The 21,214-nt window shown below is 56.3% G+C and carries 19 protein-coding genes and 1 pseudogene; 8 read left to right on the forward strand and 12 right to left on the reverse strand.

Annotated features, from left to right (window positions below; genetic code table 11):
• Nucleotides 1-83 precede the first annotated feature (83 nt).
• Nucleotides 84-1,190 carry a cytochrome-c peroxidase gene (locus W02_RS08445; RefSeq protein ID WP_173046686.1) on the reverse strand — a complete coding sequence of 369 codons (1,107 nt, stop codon included), beginning with the start codon at nt 1,188-1,190 and terminating at the stop codon, nt 84-86.
• Nucleotides 1,191-1,236: 46 nt separating this feature from the next.
• Nucleotides 1,237-1,617 (reverse strand): hypothetical protein, encoded by a 381-nt coding sequence (locus W02_RS08450; RefSeq protein ID WP_173046688.1) that lies wholly within the window; start codon nt 1,615-1,617, stop codon nt 1,237-1,239.
• A gap of 149 nt (nt 1,618-1,766) precedes the next feature.
• Between W02_RS08450 and W02_RS08455 the strand changes: the two genes are divergently transcribed.
• The 4 genes from W02_RS08455 to W02_RS08470 all read left to right on the forward strand — a co-directional run bounded on the left by W02_RS08455 (nt 1,767) and on the right by W02_RS08470 (nt 5,722).
• Nucleotides 1,767-2,678: a hydrogen peroxide-inducible genes activator gene (locus W02_RS08455; protein WP_173046690.1), complete on the forward strand. Its 912-nt coding sequence runs from the start codon at nt 1,767-1,769 to the stop codon at nt 2,676-2,678.
• Nucleotides 2,679-2,878: 200 nt separating this feature from the next.
• Complete coding sequence (locus W02_RS08460) at nt 2,879-3,925, forward strand: hypothetical protein (protein ID WP_173046692.1); 1,047 nt, start codon at nt 2,879-2,881, stop codon at nt 3,923-3,925.
• A 47-nt stretch (nt 3,926-3,972) separates the two neighbouring features.
• Nucleotides 3,973-4,722 (forward strand): ribonuclease H-like domain-containing protein, encoded by a 750-nt coding sequence (locus W02_RS08465; RefSeq protein WP_173046694.1) that lies wholly within the window; start codon nt 3,973-3,975, stop codon nt 4,720-4,722.
• Nucleotides 4,723-4,918: 196 nt separating this feature from the next.
• Nucleotides 4,919-5,722 carry an alpha/beta fold hydrolase gene (locus W02_RS08470; RefSeq protein ID WP_173046696.1) on the forward strand — a complete coding sequence of 268 codons (804 nt, stop codon included), beginning with the start codon at nt 4,919-4,921 and terminating at the stop codon, nt 5,720-5,722.
• Nucleotides 5,723-5,778: 56 nt separating this feature from the next.
• Here W02_RS08470 and W02_RS08475 read toward each other — a convergent pair whose 3' ends face one another.
• Together W02_RS08475 and W02_RS08480 are read right to left on the reverse strand one after the other, a co-directional pair.
• On the reverse strand, nt 5,779-6,282 hold the full coding sequence (locus W02_RS08475; protein ID WP_173046698.1) for a gluconokinase: 504 nt from the start codon (nt 6,280-6,282) through the stop codon (nt 5,779-5,781).
• Between the two features lie 86 nt (nt 6,283-6,368).
• Nucleotides 6,369-6,854: a hypothetical protein gene (locus W02_RS08480; RefSeq protein ID WP_173046701.1), complete on the reverse strand. Its 486-nt coding sequence runs from the start codon at nt 6,852-6,854 to the stop codon at nt 6,369-6,371.
• 766 nt (nt 6,855-7,620) lie between these two features.
• Here W02_RS08480 and W02_RS08485 point away from each other — a divergent pair.
• Nucleotides 7,621-9,324 (forward strand): PD40 domain-containing protein, encoded by a 1,704-nt coding sequence (locus W02_RS08485; RefSeq protein ID WP_173046703.1) that lies wholly within the window; start codon nt 7,621-7,623, stop codon nt 9,322-9,324.
• 302 nt (nt 9,325-9,626) lie between these two features.
• On the opposite strand, the gene W02_RS08490 is transcribed toward W02_RS08485, so the two are convergent.
• Together W02_RS08490 and W02_RS08495 are read right to left on the reverse strand one after the other, a co-directional pair.
• A complete protein-coding gene (locus W02_RS08490) occupies nt 9,627-10,256 on the reverse strand; it encodes a polysaccharide biosynthesis/export family protein (protein ID WP_173046705.1) in 630 nt (209 codons plus the stop codon).
• A 347-nt stretch (nt 10,257-10,603) separates the two neighbouring features.
• The gene (locus tag W02_RS08495) at nt 10,604-11,074 is read right to left on the reverse strand and encodes a hypothetical protein (RefSeq protein ID WP_232068687.1); all 471 of its coding nucleotides are present in this window, start codon (nt 11,072-11,074) and stop codon (nt 10,604-10,606) included.
• Between the two features lie 231 nt (nt 11,075-11,305).
• Between W02_RS08495 and W02_RS08500 the strand changes: the two genes are divergently transcribed.
• Nucleotides 11,306-11,482, forward strand: coding sequence for a hypothetical protein (locus W02_RS08500; RefSeq protein WP_173046707.1), 177 nt, complete (start codon nt 11,306-11,308; stop codon nt 11,480-11,482).
• A gap of 298 nt (nt 11,483-11,780) precedes the next feature.
• Nucleotides 11,781-13,373 carry a sigma 54-interacting transcriptional regulator gene (locus W02_RS08505; protein ID WP_232068688.1) on the forward strand — a complete coding sequence of 531 codons (1,593 nt, stop codon included), beginning with the start codon at nt 11,781-11,783 and terminating at the stop codon, nt 13,371-13,373.
• Nucleotides 13,374-13,576: 203 nt separating this feature from the next.
• On the opposite strand, the pseudogene W02_RS22100 reads toward W02_RS08505, so the two are convergent.
• Nucleotides 13,577-14,462: pseudogene (locus W02_RS22100) on the reverse strand (AraC family transcriptional regulator N-terminal domain-containing protein).
• 253 nt (nt 14,463-14,715) lie between these two features.
• Between W02_RS22100 and W02_RS08515 the strand changes: the two are divergent.
• On the forward strand, nt 14,716-15,687 hold the full coding sequence (locus W02_RS08515) for a S9 family peptidase (protein WP_173046709.1): 972 nt from the start codon (nt 14,716-14,718) through the stop codon (nt 15,685-15,687).
• Between the two features lie 100 nt (nt 15,688-15,787).
• Here the strand turns inward: W02_RS08515 and W02_RS08520 are convergent, their stop codons facing one another.
• Genes W02_RS08520 through W02_RS08540 form a run of 5 tightly spaced genes read right to left on the reverse strand, consistent with a single transcriptional unit; the run spans nt 15,788 to nt 21,211 of the window.
• Nucleotides 15,788-17,137: a BatD family protein gene (locus W02_RS08520; RefSeq protein WP_173046711.1), complete on the reverse strand. Its 1,350-nt coding sequence runs from the start codon at nt 17,135-17,137 to the stop codon at nt 15,788-15,790.
• A complete protein-coding gene (locus tag W02_RS08525) occupies nt 17,134-18,753 on the reverse strand; it encodes a VWA domain-containing protein (RefSeq protein WP_197742183.1) in 1,620 nt (539 codons plus the stop codon). The genes W02_RS08520 and W02_RS08525 overlap by 4 nt, the downstream gene beginning before the upstream one ends.
• A complete protein-coding gene (locus W02_RS08530; RefSeq protein ID WP_173046715.1) occupies nt 18,750-19,778 on the reverse strand; it encodes a VWA domain-containing protein in 1,029 nt (342 codons plus the stop codon). The genes W02_RS08525 and W02_RS08530 overlap by 4 nt, the downstream gene beginning before the upstream one ends.
• Entirely contained in the window at nt 19,765-20,289 is a 525-nt protein-coding gene (locus tag W02_RS08535; protein ID WP_173046717.1) for a DUF4381 domain-containing protein, read from the reverse strand. Before W02_RS08535 ends, W02_RS08530 begins: the two co-directional genes overlap by 14 nt.
• A complete protein-coding gene (locus tag W02_RS08540) occupies nt 20,279-21,211 on the reverse strand; it encodes a DUF58 domain-containing protein (protein ID WP_173046719.1) in 933 nt (310 codons plus the stop codon). Before W02_RS08540 ends, W02_RS08535 begins: the two co-directional genes overlap by 11 nt.
• Nucleotides 21,212-21,214: the final 3 nt, after the last annotated feature.

The raw sequence follows: 21,214 nt of genomic DNA on the forward strand, positions 1-21,214 counted from the left end.
ACCGGGAACGGGAGGTCAGCTACAGGCGGGAGATCCTTTGGCCCACGGCTCAAAGGATTTCCCGCCCATGCCTGTGTACGGCGCTATTGCGGAAATGTCTTGGGGGCCGCAATTTTCTGCCAGCCTTCCCCGTTCAAGGTGTGGAGAAACGCAACGAGAGCCTTTTTCTCCTCCGGCGTCAACTCCAGAGCGATCACATTATTGTCGAGATGGGGATTGGCAATGCCTCCCTGATTATAAAAGTCTACGACGGCTTCGAGTGTTGCGAAACGTCCATCATGCATATAGGGAGCAGTCCGGCTGATCTCGCGAAGCGTCGGGGTCTTGAATGCGCCGATCTCCTCGGGATTCTTGCTCACCATATATCGTCCGAGATCCACCGTATTGTCGTCCCAGCCGATTCCAAGATTATGGAACTTCTCATCGGTAAAGTTGAATCCAGAGTGGCATCGGACACAGCGCGCCTTCCCACGGAACAACTCCAACCCCTTTTGCGCTTCCGGTGAGATGGCATTCTCCTCGCCTCCCATGTCGAATCGATCGGCGGGACTATTTCCCGACAACATGGTCCGCTGAAAGCTGGCAATGGCCTTTCCCACGTTTTCCATCGTAATGTCGGAATCGAAGACGTTCCTGAACGCCGTTTGATAGCCTTTGATCTTCTTGAGCTTCACGAGCATTTGATCGTAATCCGCGAATCCATGCTCGACCGGATTGGTGAACGGTCCGATCGACTGTGCTTCCAATGTCTCCGCCCGCCCGTCCCAGAACTGGCCCTTGCTGAACACGCGGTTCAGGGACGTCGGAGCGCTTCGATTGCCTTTCAAACCCTTGATGCCGGATGAAACCCGTTGCCCATCCGTAAAAGCCAGATTCGGGAGATGGCAACTCGCACATGCAATCTTATTCGTTGTCGACATGCGCTTGTCGAAGAAGAGCTGCCGTCCGAGTTCGATCTTCTCCGAGGTCAACGGGTTGTCGTCGGGAATGACCACGGCGCTCTCTTCAAGACCGAAGGGAAGCTTTAGTTGGTACCCGCCATCCTGCCGGACCGGTTGTGGCCCACCGCGTGAGACCGAATCACCCGCAAGAGGCGCTCCGGAAGCCCACAGAAGCGCCAATAGCCCGGCGATGCTGCCGACTCCAACGGTGAATCTTCCAACCTGTGATCTCGACGTGAATGGCCCCATAAGCTCCTCCCTCCAAGAATTGACGATTGCCGCCGGTTACCGCTAGTTAATTGATTTGCGCATGAGGCACTTGGCTTCGGTATTCACGAGCCAACTCGTCCGCCTCATCCGCCGCAGCCCAGAGGACTTTTGCATTGTCGAGGCTACGTCTCGCCTGCTCGTCGCCCTCTCCCCGTAGCCGGATGAACTGTTGCGCCTCGAGTTCATAGCGAGCGGCCATGGAGCGCAGTTCTGCCGCCTGCGATCGGTATTTAAATACCGAATCCCCCGCCTCTCTCTGCGACATTCCTTTTACCACCTCATCATGTGGCGTTTCAGTGGCTTGATCGAGGCCCAGTGCGCATCCGCTCATCAGCATAACCACAAAGACCGCTCCCAAAACATTTTTAAAATATGACTCTCGTTTGTTCGTGGATAAGGTGCTCATGACTTCCTCCTCTCTTTTATCCCACTCTCCTCGCGCCTTGCTTTGTGAGGTACGCTTGGATTTTACCGGCTGCATGGCGATAAGTACAATTGATTATATTTCTAACTGTGATTTATATTTCTTATCATGTATTCCAAGATCAGCCTGTCATGACACTCACGGTGCTTCGCTACATCGTGGCAGTCGCGCAAGAACGCCATTTCGGCCGAGCGGCCGAGCGATGCTTCATCAGCCAGCCGGCCCTCAGTCTGGCGATTCAAAAACTGGAAGAAGAATTGAATGCCTCGCTTTTCGAACGTAAGAAAAGTGAGGTGACGCTCACCCCACTGGGTGAACAGATCGTCCAACAAGCCCAGCGTGTTCTGGAGGAAGCGGAGCAGATCACTCTGATTGCCGCACAAGGAAAGAATCAGCTGGTGGGCCGGCTCCGTCTGGGAGCGATATCGACCGTCGGCCCGTACATCCTGCCGGACCTCGTGACCGCCCTGCACAAGCGGGCGCCACAGATGCCGCTCGAAATCGAAGAGAATTTGACTGCCAATTTGACCCGCATGCTGAAAAGCGGAAAACTGGACGTCATCCTCATCGCGCTTCCCTTCGAAGAGCCGGGCATCATCTCGGAAGCGCTCTACGACGAACCTTTTAAAATGGTTGTTCCCGTCACCCACCCATGGGCGAAACGCTCCGAAGTGGATGCCAGAGAATTGTCCGGACAGGACGTCCTTCTGCCGCATGCCGGCCATTGCTTCCGTCAACAGGTCCTGGATAGCTGCCCGGATCTAAGCCGATCAGACGCAGAAGGCATTCAGGGCAACTCTCTTGAAACCATCCGGCAGATGGTGATTTCTGGATTAGGCATTACGGTGATGCCGACCAGCGCGCTGACGGCCAAATATCAGCACAAACGTCTTGTCGCCGTCCCTTTCATCAAGCCCGTCCCTCAGCGTCGGATCGGACTGGCCTGGCGAAGAGGATTCACACGTCCTGCTGCGCTGGAGGTCATCCGTCATGCCATGAGGACGTTGAAGATCCCGGCTCTGACGCCCATCTCATCCTCATAAATCTGAACAATCGCATACACCAGTCTCCGGACCGCCGGTCAATGGCCAAGTACCTTCATTTACGACGTTCCAGCAATGCCTCAAGTTGTGAGTGGTACACATGCGTCGCCTTGGTTAGAATGGCCGACGTCGGAGAATCTCAATCTACATTCGAACGGCCGTTCCGATGACACCATGATGCCGGTGAAAGATCGTCCGCGATGAGGGCAATTCCCGGTTGGGATCACCCGGGGCGACGACTGAGACCGTCGCTTCATCTATCTGCCGCACTGCTGTTCAGCACGGCGACGGGGTGTTCCTTTCTCATTCCCTCGACCAATCACACCACAGCCTCTGAGCGTCATTGCACCCCAGCGACCCCCGTCTCCTTTTCACGGGCTCAGGAATACGACTCCGCCGCCCCGCCGGAGGTCGAGACGGACATTCCGTTGTCTCCGCGGGCGCTGGAAGTCGCAAGCGTGATGGACGTGATGCCGATTCTGTCCAGCATGTCGAAGCTTCAATCCGCCGGAGAAACCAGAAGCATCGCATATTTGGAACTGCGGCAGGCATTGACCGACCGTCTGCTGCTGACGATGTTTGAGGTGTCGTCGGCCGTGGCCGAGATTGTGTGCGAACGCGACCGCGCAGACCAGGTTGCCGACCGTATGGAAGAGATCGACGCCGCCATGGTCAGAAAACTGACGCTGGTTTCAATCGTTGTCGGCGGGGTGGCAGCGGCCGTGTCGGGTGGAATCGGATTGGCCGGAGGAGCCAGCACGGCAAGCGACGCGGCGGCATTGGCAGGAGGCGTATTGGCCTCCGTGTTCGGAGGAACGGCGCTCTTTGCGACGTCCAAACAGGAGTTTCATCACGAGCGCAACCTTCTGAAAGAGGTATGGGACAATCCCCAACAATCCGCGGTCATTTCACCGGCCGTCTGGCGATACCTCCAAGCCCGTCATAAAGAACCTGAGACGACGGCACGCGGCGAAGTGGTCAATGCCTGGCAGCAGCAAGGCCGTCTTGGAGAGCAAGGGTCCTCAGTCCAGTCGCAACGCATCCCCTTATTCTTCGGACCTGGAGGGGTCTATACCGCAACAGATCTGCGGGCCAGAGCGTCGATGCTGGAAACCCTGGAAGCCCAGATCCAATTGCTGACCGAAGAGCTGGAATTGTTCCTTCGAGAGATCATGCAACTTCGATACGAAGAGGCGCTACAGGGTCAGCGGCCGTCACTCAATCGCGGATCGGCCGCCATAAAATGATGATGCGTACCTGATCACGCAGGCTTCAACGAGATCGGCGGAGCGCCATGATTGAATCGTCATTTTGTCTGCTTCCAGGAATCGGCCGCACGACAGAACGACGATTGTGGCGGCAAGGCATCCGTTCGTGGAATGATTTTCTTGGCACTCCGTCCATTGCGGGAATCAGCGCGACCCGCAAAACGTTATGGGACAAGAAGCTGCTGGAGGCTCACTACCATCGGACACGGGAAAACGCGAGGTATTTCGGCGTCACACTTCCAGGAAACGAACATTGGCGGCTCTACGAGTGGCTGCGATCCAGAACACTCTTTCTCGACATCGAAACCGACTCGTCGGGCCGCATCACCGTCGTGGGGTTGTATGGCCGCGGACGCTGCCTCTCGTTGGTTCGCGGGGAATCACTGACGCGACGCCGACTGTGCGACGAATTAACCGAGTACGGTCTGCTGGTGACCTTCAATGGAGCGAGCTTCGATCTCCCGATGTTGCTGAATCAATTCCCTACCCTGCCGCTGGATCAGCCACACATCGATCTCTGCCGGCTCGCCCGGCGGCTGGGATATCGCGGAGGGCTCAAAGCGGTTGAACGCCAATGCTCCATACAACGCAGGACCGATCTGCAAGGGCTGTCCGGACATGATGCCGTCTGTCTGTGGAACCGCTGGCGCTATGGCGGAGATTCCCTGGCACGGGAGCGCGTGGTGGCTTACAACGAAGCAGATTGCGTCAATCTGCAGCCTTTAGCCGATCGGATGTATTGTGAGATGGCGCGCGTCCTGACCGGAAGCGCCTGAGAATTCACGACCACCTCGGGCTAACCAAGCTCCGGAATCGTTTCCTGCCCGTGCCTGAATGGCGCCTCTCTTTCAGAACACGAGGCCGGGCATCTCTCGCAGCCTTTCGACTTTTGATGACTTGCGTCCGGAGTGCCTGTCGGGAGTATCATAGCTCCACGACAGCGCGGTGATGACCGTGAAGGAAAAGGAGTCCATGTCGATCGTCCACGTCAACGGCATCCCTCTCAACTATCGGGAGTCCGGCAACGGCAACGGCCCGACGATCGTGTTCGCGCCTTCACTTATCTGGAGCAGCGACGTGTACGATGAGTTGTTGGGTCCGCTCAAGGACGATTTTCATATCGTGGCATTGGAACTCCATGGCCACGGGCAAAGCGGATACAGGCTGGACATGACCTTGGAGGGCATCACCGAAGAATTCTCTCTTTTGCTGAAGCAACTGAACTTGCAGCGCCCTGCCTGGTTGGGCTGCTCGATCGGCGGAATGATCGGCATGCGTCTGGCCCTCGCGCATCCCGACGTCCTCGATTCGCTCATCCTTGTGGCAACGAGTGCGCGGCCGGACCCTTCTCAGATCAAAGGGGCGACCCTGCATCTGTGGAAAATGTTTCGCGACGGGCATCGCGGAGATATCGCAGACCCCGCGCTGAAACTCCTCTTCGCCGCACGCACGTTTAAAGAATGTCCTGATTTGATTGCCCGGTGCAGAGGCGAGCTGATCCGTACAAAAGATGCAGCAGGAATGTTCGCCGCGGCACTGGCAACCATCAATCGAACGGATATCAGCGGAGAGATCCACAAGATCAAGACACGGACGCTCGTCATCACAGGCCGTGAAGACCCTGCGGCAACGCCCGCTCAAGCGGACTTCATCGAGACACAGATTCCAGGTGCGGAGATGGCGATTATCGATGACGCCGGTCACATGGTCGCACTGGAAAAGCCCGGGGAAGTTGCCAAGTTGGTTCAGGGTTTTCTCGCAAAATCACAGTCATAAGCACCCATCAAGCGCAGCACCAACGGGCACGCGACACCTTCGAGCCCCCCAATCTTTCAAAGACTCAGGTTCGATCGAATATGTGCGACGATCTCATCCGGCGTATGATCGGCATCGACGGTGACGGCGTCGACCGGCTCTTCAAGCGTTTCAAACTGACTGGCCAGCAGGTTGCGGTTCATGAAATGTCCTCTCCGCAGGGCCAATCGTTTTTCAATGAGCGCAAAATCCCCTTTGAGATAGATGAACCGGACATGGTCCGCTGCGCCCTCGATCATGGTTTTCCGGTAACCGGCTTTCAAGGCCGAGCAGGCCAAGACACCGTTCCGGCCCTGCTTCACCCATCCGATGATCACCTGCCTGATCGCCTTCAACCAGAGCCTTCGATCCTCGTCTGTTAATGCTCGACCACGTGTCAACTTGTCCAGATTATCGGCAGAGTGTAAGTCGTCCGCATCTTGAAACTCCCAGCCCAATACGCGAGACAAGCGAAATCCAATGGTGGTTTTTCCCGATCCGGATACGCCAATCAAGATAATGACTTGAGGTTTCAAAGCCATGCGGAACACCAATGGAGAAAAATCTTTCAGGTTACAAAGGAGAGATTCAACGGGAGACCTTGACCAGGCCATCTCTGGATCGCCGATCAATAGGCAAGGGGAAGGAGTTCCGCCGTTTCCGCCCGTAAGACTGCGCGAATCCTATTCTCCAGCTGCAGATAGCGAGCGGTTTTAGCCCAGGGTAGCACCTTGCCGATCTTGTTCGCATAGGCGCGGTTGAGTGTGAATTCACCCTCCTGGATGGACAGCGCTTCGTCCAGAAGCTTCTTGGCGGTCTCGTCCGGAATGGGACCCTTGACGAACGCTGTAGAATATTCCTTGATGTTTTTATCCATCCGCCCAGTCAACTGCTCCAGCTCTTTTTGATACTCTTCGTACAGAGGCCAGAACTGCTTCCCTTCCCCGTCGGTAAGTTCCATATTATTGACTATCAACGTTTTCTTGTTCGCTCTGATCATTTGAAGAAGAAACTCCTGGTCGGGAACCGCATCAGAACCCGCCCGGGTCTGAGCGAGGTCGGCCACAGCCAGCATGAGACCGCCAAGAAACAGGAATACGATCAGCTTGTTCATACAGTTCCTCCTTTTACCCTTCCGGCCCCTCTCGGGATATCCACGTCACTCCCTTCCGGTTTCGACATGTTGCATGAGCCGACAAGGCTCCGGATCCTTGCAGATCCGCTGGAGAGATCAAATAGAGTCTCGCACGAAGATGTTGTAGATGAATCGCCAGAGAAGAATGGGAATGCCTTACCGATTACGACAAGATTCATTGTGTCGTGAGAACACCGATGATGAAGAAATGCTATATCCGACGCAGGATTCGGTCAAGCCCGGGAAGCATGCACCGAAACTTTCGACGTTGAGGCATCTTGTTTAGGCGACCTGCCACCTTTTTCTGCTGGACAAATCACTTCGTCGAACCATTAAGGCGATCGCTTGAAGATACTTCCGTAAGCCGCTGACCGTGATCCTTCACCTCGATGGAATTTTTTGCAAGACACGTATTCCTACTTGCTTTCTCTTGTGGCTTTTTCGTAATGTTCCGTTGTCGTCTCGTTCAGGAGAATGACGGTGCCCGACTTTTAAGCCGTCCTTCGTGTTTACCTGTCTAGTCGGCGAACGCATCACGCTACCGACCTCAGTGCCGCTACACCTTGGCGTGTGATCCCAAATAGTGCGTGCAACCGGCTTCTGACTGCCGCGCCGGTAATCGCAGGTTGTTTAGTACACGAAATCCCTTGTTGGACAAAGCAACGCATGCGAGCCGTAGCTTCATTCCCGTGCAGTTCATAAACGTGGATATGCGCTCAACTTATTAAACCAAGGAAAAGTCATCATGCTCTTCAGGCGAAATTCGATATTCACCGTCTTACTCGCGATCGTGTATATTGTACAAGCCGCCTGCAGCAGCGGTGGAGATGATTCTTCCGCCCCTTCCGGCCCTTCCGGACCTGCACCCGCCGGCCCTGTGGCCCCAACAGTGACTTCCTCCGTCAACCAGGGTGGCGTCAACGAACCTCTGAATTTGCAGCTCAATGCTTCTGGAACCGGTCCCTTCACATGGGAATTGACCACCGCTCAGACCTCGTTGCCGGCCGGAGTGACATTGCAATCGTCCGGTCTGTTGAGCGGCACTCCAACCCAAGAGGGGCAGTTCCCGTTCTCGGTGAAGGTGACCGGCCAGGGCGGGTCGACCACGAAAGATCTGAAACTGACCACGCTGGGGTCGACCTTTCGGGCTTCGGTTGTGAATGCGACCACCACGCCGGGGCCGGTGGCCGAAGCCAATGGTGCCAGCGGGGCCGATGCGAGAAGCTTCGATCCAGGAATCAGCGCGGACGGACGGTACGTGGTGTTCGATTCGGCCGCGAGTAATCTGACCCCGGGACTGAATCCCGGAGGGAAGCTCCAAGTCTACCTCTATGACCGCCTGACCGGGTTAGTCGAAATGGTCTCCGTGTCTTCCACGGGCACTCCCGGCAATGAAAACAGTATCGTGGCGACCGTGAGCCAGGACGGCAACGTTGTCGTGTTCGACTCCTTTGCCAACAATCTGGTCGCCGGGGATACGAATGGATCGCGCGACGTCTTCGTGCGTAATCGGGCGGCGAATACAACCGTACGGATCTCTCAGTTAGCGAGTGGAGAAGCCCCCTGCCCGAACCCGAACCCCGATTGCAACAGCTTTGATCCGTCGATCAGCGATGATGGCTCGGTGATTGCGTTCGGATCGCTTCGACAGCTTGCGGCGAGCGATACGGATGACGAAGCGGATGTGTATCTGTACACAGGATCGACCACATTGACGCGCCTGACCCCTGGGGTCGGAGGTCCCCCGGCAGGGCTTGCAGGAAGCCCAAGTGTCAGCGGCAACGGCAGGTTCGTCGCGTTCGCTTCAGCGAAAGAAAATTTGATCGCAGGGGATACCGCCGACGGGGTCAGCGATATCTTTGTTTATACGGTCGGGACCGGGGCGCTGCGTAAAATTTCATCTGCGCCGGGTGGTACCGCAGCAAACGGGAACAATTTTGGTCCATCGATCAGCGGAGATGGCAGATTTATCGCGTTTTCATCCGAGGCCAGCAACTTAGTCAGCGGCGATTCGAATGGGTTCTCAGACATCTTCGTCGTGGACACGAATGCGTCCACGCCCGCCCCCAAGCTGATCGTCAACCTGGCGTTGAATCAAGGCGACGGCGACAGTATCTTTCCATCGATCAGTCGCGATGGAAAGCTCCTCGCCTTCGATACGACGGCGACGAATTATGACGCCGCGTCTCCGGACACGAACGGAGTGCGGGATATCTACATCGTCGATCGGAGCTGCTCGGTGGACTTTGGGACGCCGCCAAGCGGGTCATGTACGTTCAAGCGGGCCTCGATCGGGAGCAACAATGCACTCGGAAACAATCAGAGCATCTTCCCGGCGCTCAGCGGCGACGGAACGTACGTCGCATATTTTTCCGATGCGACGAATCTGATACCGGATGTCGGAGACACCAATGGTCTTCGAGACGCCTTTGTGACGAAGCGGCAATAGTCCCCGACAGGTCCGGCATCTATCTCGTGGGGGTCAGCGTGAGAGGAGTACTATCAGCAGCAGTCACCAGGCTCATGGCACCCTTCACGCGGACTGCGTCATGGTTAGCGGACAGATGCAGAAAGTGGGGCGAGGATCTTGCTCGATAAGAGCGTTCGCAGATAAACGAGGTCATGTACTGTAAAGTATCAACCAGGGAGTTTGAGGCTTGCCATCACTCTAGAATCAGGGACGTGTGCCGAATCCTCAGGAAAGGTTCCGTTGTTTGGGGCGCGGGAAAATGATCCGATGTTACGCATAATCTACCGGCTGGGCAGTACGACCATCGTTTCCGACGGAACGACGATCTGGTCCCCCGGCTTCAGTTCGATATTCTGCTTTGAACCGTCTCGAACGACGATATCGTCGTAACTCGCCCTTAATTTTGTCTGTCCTTCCTTGGTAAAGCGGAAAATCACGATTTTGTTTCTGGCAGCTACCTGCGTCAAGCCGCCTGCAACGGTAATTCCTTGCAGCAGCGTAGTCTTACTTTTCAGAGGATACTTTCCCGGCTTGTCCACTTCTCCAAGCACATAGATTTGGTAACTCTGCACTTCCTTTATCGTGGTCGATATCGTAGGAGTTTCTATATACGCCTTCAGTCGAGAGGATATCTCCTCGGTCAATTGGGCCGGCGTCTTACCTACCGCAGATATATCACCCAGCAATGGAAGAGAGATTCTTCCGTCAGGTCTGACTTGAACCTGCTTAGAAAGTTCAGCATTTTTCCAAACAGTAATTTCGAGAACATCTTCAGGACCAATGATGTAGTCCGACGTCACTACCAGAAAGGCGTTATCGGCCTGAGAAGAGGTTATGCTTGGTATTGTCGGCAACGGTTTCTTTGAATCAGCCTCGTCGGCAATCACGGGCGTTGCAGTGACCCCGAACATGAGGATGGCAGAGCCTAGGAGGAGACAGGAGGAGATTTGCATATTGGCCACTCCCTTACAGTTTACTATTGAAAAGATGAGTTCCCGCCCTGTGGACGGCACCATTATCGAAACAAGTGATCACAGCTCGTTACGCCCTCGCAAGGCCGGCATGTGATCCATTTGCAATCTAAGGCTACAGCATATCGCATTTGTGAGGGCATATGTTGGAACACTCAGACAGCAGGCCGGAGTGACCGTTGAACATAACTCTTATTTCACAGTTGCCATCGGCACCGGCAGTATTAATTGTACCCACTCGAGGAATGGGAGAACCATCAGGAGTGAAACCGAGGACCATCAATATGTCAGATTGTTTCCGGCGTGAGGTCCGGCGAGCCGGCATCCATCCATTCCTTCCACCCTTTCCGCATCAATGGCCCCTTCAAGCGATACGGGCCGTAGACGCGGCGATGGAAGGTGAAGCCCTTCAAACACATCCGCGGATTACGGGCGAACGTCCCGCGGTTGCCATAGAGACCTTCGTAGGTTTGATGATCGTAGTTCTGTTCCACGCGCATGACGACGCCGTTGCGGACGAAGGCGCGGATGCGGCAGGCGTGGGTGTCATTCGGTGAGCAAACCCACGTAAATGAAGAATCATAGCGATATTGGTCGTGATACACCCGCTCCCATGAGCGATCCGGACAATCACCGAACGGATTGCCCGCCTCGATGACCGGCTGCAGCGCCGTCAAGGCCAAGACTTTGTCCGCTACCGCGACGGCAGCAATGGAGCCGGCCCATATCTTGAAGAACCGCCTGCGTGATAATGGCATACGATCCTCCTGATGAGATTCCTTTTGCACCGATCACGCTGGCGTATCGCTATCGGCTTCTCATGTTCATTCGCTCGAGCCTAACGGACTGTTCGCTCTGTGCCGGAGCTCCGACAAGCCATATATTCATGCATGCAAATAGAAGGGCACCGAGCCCGCCTACAACCGCAAGCGTTGTCATCATGTCTTCCATATGACCCTCCTTTTTGTTTCGCGCAGCAGAACCGGCTGATGACCGACACACTGAGCAAACGTTGTGCCGATATGCGTATTCCAGTCAAAAAGAAGCAACGCTGTGAATTATCTGGAAGAATTACTCTTCCGAATGGAACAGCCGATGTGGCGGTGTGTGAAATGCTCGTGACGGGTCGCGATCCCTCACACGTCGTCGCGCGGGTCTTGAGATAGTAGCAGTCGTCTCACGACCGAAATACTAAAGATTTTGTTTCAATTTCAGACACGGATCCTTTCCAAGGTAGTGACTGCACCCAAAACCCAATGCACAAATACCATCATAGGGATCGACAAGGAAGAGTTATCTCCTCCAATTCATGCTGGCCGGCCTGAAACATAATTCATTTGGGCACATAGCCTGCTCTATCAGTAGTAGCAAGTTCGTAGTACCTTAAGATTGTGCGGCATTACAATTCGCACACGTTCGCGCGTTCTTCATCATTATTCGTCCATTCAAAAGACCGAGGTAACCGTGAGTGAAACCAATCGCCGATATCACGCCTTACTCGAAGTTGCGAATGTGCTCAACTCACAGCGCGAGATGAATAGCCTGTGGCAAGCCTGTACCGAGCATATCAAGGAGGTCGTGTCCTGGGAACGGGCGGGAGTTTTGCTTTATATTCCAGAAAAAGATGGATTTCGGTTCCACGCTTTGGAGACCGCCATACCGAAGCCGCTGCTTCAGCGCGGCGCCATCATTCCAAGAATCGGCAGCGCGGTGGGATGGGTCTATGACCATCGTCGAACGCACGTTCGGCCGGACCTGCAACGGCAGCAGGTGTTCTTTGAAGACCAGTACTATGCGGAAGAAGGTCTCGGCTGCATGGTGAACCTGCCTCTCATGACTCGCGGAAACTGTCTTGGCACCCTCAATATCGGCAGCATGGCTTCAGGCCAGCCGGATGCCGAGACATTGGAGTTTTTGGGACAGATTGCGATTCAAGTCGCGCATGCCATCGAGAACGTTCAGGCTTACGAGCAGCTCCATCAGATGAGTCAGCAGCTTGCCAAGCAGAATGCCTACCTCACCGAAGAAATCAAGCAGGAATACAATTTAGGGCTCATGCTGGGCCAGAGCGAGGGGCTGCGAAAAGTGCAGGCGCAAATTCAGGCGGTGGCTGGGACAACGACGACGGTCTTAATCATGGGGGAGACCGGTACTGGGAAAGAGCTCGCCGCGCGCATCCTCCACGAAAATAGCCTTCGGCGCGACAAACCCTTTGTGCGGCTCAATTGCGCCGCCCTCCCTAGCGGCCTCGTCGAGAGCGAATTGTTTGGACATGAGCGGGGGGCATTTACCGGAGCCGTGCAGAGGCACCAGGGTCGCTTTGAACTGGCTCATGAGGGAACATTGTTCCTCGATGAAATCGGGGAAATGCCGTTGCAGGCACAGGCGAAACTCCTCCGGGTATTGGAGGACCACCACGTCGATCGCATCGGAGGAGTGAAGCCGGTCCGGGTCGACGTCCGTGTGATCGCAGCGACGAATGCCGATCTCGCCGAAGCCGTGGCCCAGAAGCGGTTCCGTGCGGATTTATACTATCGACTGCAAGTGTTTCCCATCACACTGCCCCCTTTGCGGGAGCGCCGGGAGGATATTGTGCTTCTTGCCCAATACTTTCTTCAGATTTATCGAAAGAGACTCAACCGACGAAACCTGGAGTTTCACGATTCGGCATTGACGCAGCTCACGCGTTACGACTGGCCGGGGAATATCCGTGAACTTCAGAATGTCATTGAGCGGGCTGCCATTCTCACGAAGACTCATCGCGTCGAAATCGACGAGCATGCGCTGGGTCCCGCCCCAAAGCACGAGGCCACCGCTGAACAAGCCGTCACGTTGTACGACTCGGAACGCCGCCACATTCTCACCACGCTCGAACACCTTGGCTGGCGTATTGACGGACCGCTCGGAGCCGCTCACCGATTGGGCCTCAATCCGAGTACGTTGCGGAGCCGCATGAAGAAGCTGGGATTGTCACGGCCTACATCACTTCCCCCCTTGAATTCATTTACCGTCTACTCCTCCGGCAGCACGAACAATCACGTGTCATCTCAAAAATAGTTGCCTAATCGGGGATGTCGGGCTCACCGCACGGACTGTGTCGTGCTCGAACTGGCTTTGCCGGATATCTTGGGTCTTGAGATCCTGTTTGAGCCTGCTCCTGATCCGGAACATCCCCGCCGTGGCGGTCATCGTCATGCCACTCACGGTCTGCCCGGCTCGTTGGCAAGTATGAAAGAATACGACCGGGGGGCCGTTGCGGGTCACTCGCTCGTTCGCAAATTTGCAATATCGCGTAACGGCGGCGCGCCGAATAAGCGCCTGTACTCTCGGCTGAATTGGGAGGGGCTTTCATAGCCGACTCGGAGCGCCGCGCTGGCAGCATCCGAATATTCGATGAGCATCAAGCGCCGCGCTTCGTTCAGGCGCAGCCATTTTTGATACTGCAAGGGACTCATGGCTGTCAGTGCTCGGAAATGATGGTGAAAGGTTGATGGGCTCATATTGACTTGGGTGGCCAGGTCTTCAATTCGTAACGGCTCCGTGAAACGACTCCTCGCGAATCAATGGCCCGCGTGATCTGGTGGCTCTGACTTCCCGCCGATGCCATATGCCGCAATCGCGCACCTTGATCACCGGCCAGTAACCGGTACACGATTTCGCGCTGGATGATCGGCGCAAGAATCGGAATATCCTTCGGCTCATCAAGCAGGTCGACCAACCGCTGAAACGCGGCGAGGAGAGGCAGCGTGACCTCGCCCACCGCCATGCCGCGGCTTGAGTGTCGCGCACGCGGCACGGGGACGTTACTGTCCACCATGAGTTGCGAGATTTCACAGCGATCAAGCTTCAAAAGAAGACTCAGGTAAGGCTCGGCCGACTCGCTTTGATGATCTGGCACACGGCCGGCAGATCTATGGACGTGATCAAATAATGGTGAGGGTCGTACTCATACACCTCTTCTCCGAGCACCACTCGTTTGGTCCCTTGTGCGATCAAACAGATGCTCCGCTCGTACATATAGCTCGCAGGGAGTGTGAGCGCATCCCGCCGAAACAATGATAATCCTGGAATTGAGGTCGTAAGCTGATCGCCCTGTTCAGTCCATCGCGCCAGGCTCTTCCGCAGCGAGTCGAGTCCCATTGCCATACTTTTCTTCTCACGCATCTGATCGACCGGCTGCTTGCGCACGGAAGGTCTTCCATCCAGGATTATCAGATCTGTATCTTACAAAGGCCCGCTTCGCCGGACAATCTCGTTTTCTCAACGCTCGGACAATTAGGCAAGAAATGAACAGGATTGGGCTACCTGCCTGTGTGCCTATAGGCGTACAAGCTGAATTGCCAACAACGCGGCAAGTATTTTCCCGCTGCCACAGCTACCCATCGCATGAGGTGAAACGATGAGCAGAATATCCAAAGAGAGAATGGAAAAGGCCCTTGAACAGCGTAAGACCATTTCCGCCCAAGATTATGAGAAGGTAAAAGGGATGGCCAACATCGTCCGTCCCTTACGCAGCGTGATCCACAAAACACCCGACGATTATGGCATGACCGGATGGAAGGATCTCGTCATCCCCTCCGACGACGGCACCCCGCTGGAAGCCTGGTACATTCCAGCCAAGGGTGGAGAGAGCAACAAGCTGATCATCTTCAATCACGCACTCCCGATGTGCCGCGCCGGATTCCCAGGTCATTTGGGTGAGCCGTGGAGTATGTATGACGCAGTCGAGATCGACTTCGTGATCCAATACAAGCATCTGACCGATGCCGGCTATAACGTCCTCACCTATGACATCCGCAACCACGGCAACAGTAGTGCCGCTAACGGCGGCCTGAGTGGCATCGGGCAATGGGAATGGCGTGACTGCGTCGGCGTCAAGAAGCTTGTAGACAACCATCCGTCGCTTTCAAAGATGACGGTCGGCCTCTACAGCCAGTGCATGGGGGGAAACTCGCAATATCATGCCATCCACCGCCGTCCCGACCTATTCCAAAATGTCACATGCATGGTAAGTCCCATGGTGGTCTCCATGGCGGCAATCTACGATGCCTTCTCGGAATTGCAGGGGGTGAGGCAGTACCAGGAATTGATCGATCTAGAACTGCTCAAGATGGGCGCATTTGTCGCTGCCGAGATGACTCCGCACTTGTGGGCCGCGAGCGTGAAGATGCCCGTCCTGATGGTTCAAGTGCTGAAGGACGCGTGGACAAGGAATCCGGAAGATGCACAAAAGACCTTCGACTTGCTTGCGAGCAAGGAGAAGGAGCTGTTCTGGATCGAAAACACCACGAGACGTTTCAAGGATGGCTACAACTACTTCGGGAGGCATCCCGAAAAAGTCCTCTCCTTCTTCGACAGCCATATGAAGTGAGCATTCGATCCCCGACGGCAGCCTTTGCAGAGCGGGCCGTTGGGGTGTGCCCGGTTCCTTAATGCGAGCCCTCGCCACAGCATGAGTAGGAATGCGTTGATCACTTCGGGTTTAGCGGTGCGAGCGGCCGTTCGTCATCTTCCGGTCGCATCTCCTTCTCAGCCAAAAGACGCTGACGGACATGGTGTAAAGACCGACCAAAATCTCGACTTGAATAATTTGACCGTGAGACCGCTGCAGGTCCAAACCGCCCGGACAGCAGCCCTTTGCTTGTTCTCTCAAAGAGGTCATCGTGGGCCAACGCAGCCGAACGTCCCACAAGCGCCGGCTCCTCGCCTCCCGTGCGGTCCAGCCATTGATACAAGCATCGAACGGCCTCAATATCATCTGCATGACGAACCGCTTTCTCAAGTCGTGCAAACGCTGCTCGCTCTGAATCTTGATATTGCCGCTGCCGTTCGACCCGCCGGGCCATGTACTTCTTCACAAATTGTCTAGCCTGTGGCCACAGCAGCACGATCACTCCGACAATTCCGAGTACTCCAACGACCCACAACCGTGACGGTCGAAGTGCTTCCCCTTCGGCCGACAGACGGGCGGAAATGTTAGACGATATGGCGATGTCCGGCCGATAATTTGGGTTCGGCGATACCTCCAACACAACGGGGGGGATGAGATGTTCTCGCAGCTTGCGTCGATGGGTATCCCACCATTGGACAGTAATGCTCGGCAATTCATATTTCCCGGCTCGTTCAAGGGTGTATGTGACCGACTCGGTACGACGACCGGCAAGGAAGCCCTGCCGTTCCTTGGAAATGTTCTCCACCCGGGGAGCATTGGGATAGAGGGCCAATCCTTCGACTTCGATGAAAGAAATGGGAGGAAGAAACATTCCCGGCGTGCCCTGCGCCGTCAGGACAATCGTGCGCGTCACGGCATCTCCAACCCGCAACCCTGGCAACCCCCGATCGAACGTCTGGGCGACGTCTAGACGACTCGTGGCAAAAAACTCGGCCATCCCTTCGGCTCCCGCTGGAACGCGCGCCGTCATTCTCCGGACCGGTGTCCAGACGGTCACCGGTCTCCCGACTAGCCCTTGATGTATTTGGACCCGCAGGCGAGGGATGACATAGTCGCGCGGTTCCATTGGTGTGACCCTGTAGATCCGGGAGAGACCGAACCATTGTACTCCGTCGATCGTTTCCGTCAGATGGGCCGGCGCTTCATCGGATACAGTCACCAATGCGCCGGGCATATCCAGCATGGGTAATTCCGGGGCGCCGGTGAACCACGTCGTCACTAGCACATCCACGATCAGTTTCATGGGTTGACCCACGACCACGGTTCCAGCGGGCTCAAGATGAGCGCGTATCATCGAACGGGGGGCGTCGTCCGCCGACACATACGCGGGCAGCATGGACAATCCGAACACGAACCAGAGGAGCCTCATGGAGGACCTTTCGGCTTTTTCGTTTGTGCGTCGGCTTCGATGCGAAACTTTTCACGCAAGAAGGCCGCGGGTGAAACGTGAAGATTCCGCATCCACAGTTTCGCCATTTGATCCGGTTGAATCTTGAATTGCGGAATCTTTCCCGGCTTCCCGCGCTTACCCTTTTCATCGAACTTGATGTCATCGGGATCCAGATTCGGATCGGCTTCGCCTTCTTCAGGGGGTTTGGGTTTCCTGGGAATGAGCGAAGCGACCAATCTTCTATTCTCAGTCGCCTCCGGAAAGACCTCCCGCCGCTTCAGCGCGTTGTCATACGCTCCTACGGCAGCCGGATAGTCCCGCCTTCGCGCATAGCAGTTGCCCATGAGAAAGAAGGCCTCGGCGCTGTCCAGGCCCGCAAATTGCGCGAGCGCCGAGGCGGAGTCCCCGGCTCGATAGTACGCAAGCCCTTTCCACAGCGGATCCTGGTACCGTTGGGCGGAGGTCACATAGTCACCGTGCTCGAAATACCAACGGCCCTGCTGATCCGGCGTCAGAAAGAGATCGATAAAACGGAAATTCGCTCCGGCTGGTTCAGGCAAACACAGTGCCGTGGCCACTATGAGGGGCAGCACCAATCCTGGCGTCCATCGCACAGTCCAGCCGCGCCGGAACCAGAAACCTGCGAGCAGCAAAAGGGGAAATGTTCCAAAATATCCGAACTCGCGCCATCGGACATCCGCGTTCTTTTCTTCCATGACCTGCAAGTGATGCAACGCTCGTTGCTGCACCCATTCCACATCGGTTTTGTCGATCGTCAGACTAGCGACGGGCACCCCCGCTGCGGAGCTCAGTCGCGAAAACACTTCACGATCAAGCCCGGCATGGAGCGGTTTCCCATGGGCATCGGTTACGAATCGTCCTCGAGCACCTCGAATCGGTCCCCCCTGTGATGTGCCCGCCACGAGTGCGATCACCTGATGCGAAGACTGCTGGCTATGCGCGATAAACGCGGGGATCTCCGTCTCTTCCAATCCATCGGTGATGAAGAGGATCGTACCGGGAGCCGATTCGACGGCCAGCACATGATCGGCCAGCGCCAGTGCCTCGGCAGGGTGCCTGCCGGAAACCGGCATGAGCCCCGTATCGAGTGCGCCAAGAAACAGATCGAGCAGTTCGGGGTCTTCGGTGGGAGGCAGGACCAAATGGGCGGTGCCTGCGTAGACCACCAGACCTGTACGAGAGCCGGATCGTAATGCAGCAAGATCACGCACTTTTTGTTTCGCACGCTCAAGCCTCGTTGGCGGCACATCGACGGCATCCATGGTTCGCGAGAGATCGAGCGCGACGACCATGAGTGCATGATCTTCAACAAACGGCGGAGGTTCCTTCTCCCACGTCGGCCCTGCCGCTGCGATGCCTCCGAGCATTATGACAGCGGCAGCCCAATGGATGGGCTTGAATCTCACACCCGTTTTCTGCCCCACGAGGAGATGCTCGAGAAGTTGTGGTTCGATGATGTCGCGCCACTGCGCTCGGGGATCAGCCTGCTTGCGCCAGATCCAGACGATGATGATGGCAGCCGGCATCAGCAACAGCCACATGGGACGGAGAAAGTGAAATAATTCGATGTTCACAGGCTTGTCCGAGCGGCCATTGTGGGCGTTGGCTGAACAGCCTCTCGATGTCGCGCAAGGCTCGTCCATACAAGCATCAGCACGTGATATCCGAGAAGGAGAAGCGTCGCCGCACCGAGCGGATACATGTACAGCGCCCGCTTGGGTCGATACAGCGCCCGCTTGACCAGTTCCGGAGTCATCTCGTCGATCGTCTTATAGATCCCTTCGAGTTCCTGTCGGTTTTCTCCTCGGAAGGAACGTCCGCCCGCCACACGTGCAATCTGTTCAAGTGCCTTCAGATCGACGCGCTGCTCCCCATTCGCCTGCGGGTTGCCGATCCCGATGGTGTGAATCGTCATCGCATGTTGAGCGGCAATTTTGGCGGCCTGACCCGGGGGAAGTTTGCTGGCCGTGTCATTGCCGTCAGTTAACAAGATCAGCACTCGTTCCTTCGTCTTCGAATGTTCCGTCATCTTGATGGCGACTCCAATGGCGTCACCGATACTCGTCTGCGGCCCCGCCATCCCGATCTTGACCTCATCGAGCAACAGCCTCACCGTGGCATGATCCATCGTGAGGGGAGCTTGCGGGAAGGCCGCGGTGCCGAACACGATCAAGCCGATGCGATCACCCCTGCGACGGTCGATGAATTCGTCCACGACTCCTTTCACGGCGGTCAGTCGGTCGGCACGCCGGCCTTGAGAATCGACGAAGTCCCGCGTCTCCATCGATTGGGAAATGTCGATTGCCAATATCAGGTCGCGGGCCGATTCCACGCGTTCGATCGGCGGATCGACCCACTGCGGACTCGCTGCGGCGAGGACCACCAGCACCCAGGCAACCGGCGCACCGATCTTCTGTATCCAATTGGTCTTGAGGACGACGGCGCCGCGAGCAGGCGTCAGCCCTCCGGCTCGAGCCGCCTCTTCGAAGAATGGTATCCGGATGGCATGACTCACCTCCCGGTACGGAGGCAGAAGCCACCACATGAGCAGTGGAAAAGGAAGGACGGCGAAGACCCATGGATGATCAAACACGAACATCGTGTTGTTCGATCCATCGACGGATAAGCGTCAGGAGTGCACGGATCTCCGAATCGGGCACTGCCGCACGTTCGGCGGATCCCGCATACGCGAAGGTTGTAAGCCATTTTCCGGGACCAGTGGAGAACCCGCCCGGTGCATACGTCCGGTCAAGACATTCCAGCCACGCAGTCGCAGAGAGACCCGCCACCTTTTCGCGCGGCATCGCGGAAAGGGCTGTCCGCTTCACGAGCACGGGAATGGCGGCGAGCGCCTCCAGCCGCATGGCGGGGTCCGTCAGCTGCGATTCGATCTGATCGAGCCGAGACGCGGCAACCCTTCTGTACCGATTGGCTTTGTGACGGGTCCACACATGCCGCAGCACGTATCCGATCGCGGCAATCATCAACGCTCCGACGATCACCCAGCCGGCAGTCTGCGGGGTATAAGACACCGGCGGCGGAAGCGGGATCTCCTTCAACCCCTCGAAGGCATGACCGGCGTGATCCACTGATTGTCTTTCATCCGGCATATCGCATGCGTCGCCCCAACAAATGGCGGACCTGATCGACCACTTCTTCGGCCGTGGTGATGGGGAACAGCGGCACAGTGCTGCGCTGCAAGAGTTCGGTCACATCGCGCAAGCGGCCGGAAAAGAACGATGCGATCGGCGCCTGGACCGTTCGGTCTCCGAGATTCACTTCGACCTGCAAATTCCCTTCCGTCACCACCAGGCGACCGGATTGTGGCGCTGCCTGAACAAGCGGATCAAAGACCAGTCCCGCAATGACGTCGTTATGCGCGCGCAATTGACGAAGCAATTGCTGCGTCCGTTCGCCGGCTCCGGCAAAATCACTGACAATGCATACCAGATGATCGTGGTGTGCGATGCCGAGCGCTGTTTCAAGCGCACGATCGAGCTGCTCATAGTTTGCACGGACGGAACTGTCGGGTCGAAGCACCTGATTCATCGTCGCGATCGCCTGACAGAGGACCTGGACACGGCTCCGGCTCCGATGCGGGCGAATCGGTCGGATCTCGTTGTCGTTGAAGACGACTCCGCCGACACGGTCCCCGGCTTTCAACACCATCCAAGCTCCGAGAGCCCCCAGTTCCGCCGCCGTGACAGACTTGAGCGATCGCCGCGACCCAAAAAACATCGGCATCCGCTGATCGACGACGAACAACGCCGGCCGATCTCGCTCCTCGGTATAGGTCCGGACCTGCGGCTTGCCCAACCGCAGAGTGATTTTCCAATCAATGGTCCGGATGTCGTCGCCCGGCAGATAGTTCCGGATCTCCTCGAAATTGAGGCCGCGTCCCCGCATCCGCGACGCATGCCGTCCCGCGAGAACACTTCTGCTTTTCCGGCGAGGCAGCAATGTCAGACCGGTGGCCTTGAATTCCAAGGCCATCAGGTCGGCCGGGGACACATAGACACCACGATGTTGCATCTT

This window comes from Nitrospira sp. KM1 (assembly GCF_011405515.1).
Classification (GTDB): Bacteria; Nitrospirota; Nitrospiria; order Nitrospirales; family Nitrospiraceae; genus Nitrospira_C.

Coding starts and splice junctions, on each gene's coding strand:
- W02_RS08465 (WP_173046694.1), top strand. CDS start 3,973: ATGATTGAATCGTCATTTTGTCTGCTTCCAGGAATCGGCCGCACGACA.
- W02_RS08490 (WP_173046705.1), bottom strand. CDS start 10,256: ATGTTCGGGGTCACTGCAACGCCCGTGATTGCCGACGAGGCTGATTCA.
- W02_RS08515 (WP_173046709.1), top strand. CDS start 14,716: ATGAGCAGAATATCCAAAGAGAGAATGGAAAAGGCCCTTGAACAGCGT.
- W02_RS08495 (WP_232068687.1), bottom strand. CDS start 11,074: ATGCCATTATCACGCAGGCGGTTCTTCAAGATATGGGCCGGCTCCATT.
- W02_RS08445 (WP_173046686.1), bottom strand. CDS start 1,190: ATGGGGCCATTCACGTCGAGATCACAGGTTGGAAGATTCACCGTTGGA.
- W02_RS08535 (WP_173046717.1), bottom strand. CDS start 20,289: ATGCCGGATGAAAGACAATCAGTGGATCACGCCGGTCATGCCTTCGAG.
- W02_RS08530 (WP_173046715.1), bottom strand. CDS start 19,778: ATGTTCGTGTTTGATCATCCATGGGTCTTCGCCGTCCTTCCTTTTCCA.
- W02_RS08475 (WP_173046698.1), bottom strand. CDS start 6,282: ATGGCTTTGAAACCTCAAGTCATTATCTTGATTGGCGTATCCGGATCG.
- W02_RS08500 (WP_173046707.1), top strand. CDS start 11,306: ATGACCGACACACTGAGCAAACGTTGTGCCGATATGCGTATTCCAGTC.
- W02_RS08540 (WP_173046719.1), bottom strand. CDS start 21,211: ATGCAACATCGTGGTGTCTATGTGTCCCCGGCCGACCTGATGGCCTTG.
- W02_RS08450 (WP_173046688.1), bottom strand. CDS start 1,617: ATGAGCACCTTATCCACGAACAAACGAGAGTCATATTTTAAAAATGTT.
- W02_RS08460 (WP_173046692.1), top strand. CDS start 2,879: ATGAGGGCAATTCCCGGTTGGGATCACCCGGGGCGACGACTGAGACCG.
- W02_RS08470 (WP_173046696.1), top strand. CDS start 4,919: ATGTCGATCGTCCACGTCAACGGCATCCCTCTCAACTATCGGGAGTCC.
- W02_RS08485 (WP_173046703.1), top strand. CDS start 7,621: ATGCTCTTCAGGCGAAATTCGATATTCACCGTCTTACTCGCGATCGTG.
- W02_RS08455 (WP_173046690.1), top strand. CDS start 1,767: ATGACACTCACGGTGCTTCGCTACATCGTGGCAGTCGCGCAAGAACGC.
- W02_RS08520 (WP_173046711.1), bottom strand. CDS start 17,137: ATGAGGCTCCTCTGGTTCGTGTTCGGATTGTCCATGCTGCCCGCGTAT.
- W02_RS08480 (WP_173046701.1), bottom strand. CDS start 6,854: ATGAACAAGCTGATCGTATTCCTGTTTCTTGGCGGTCTCATGCTGGCT.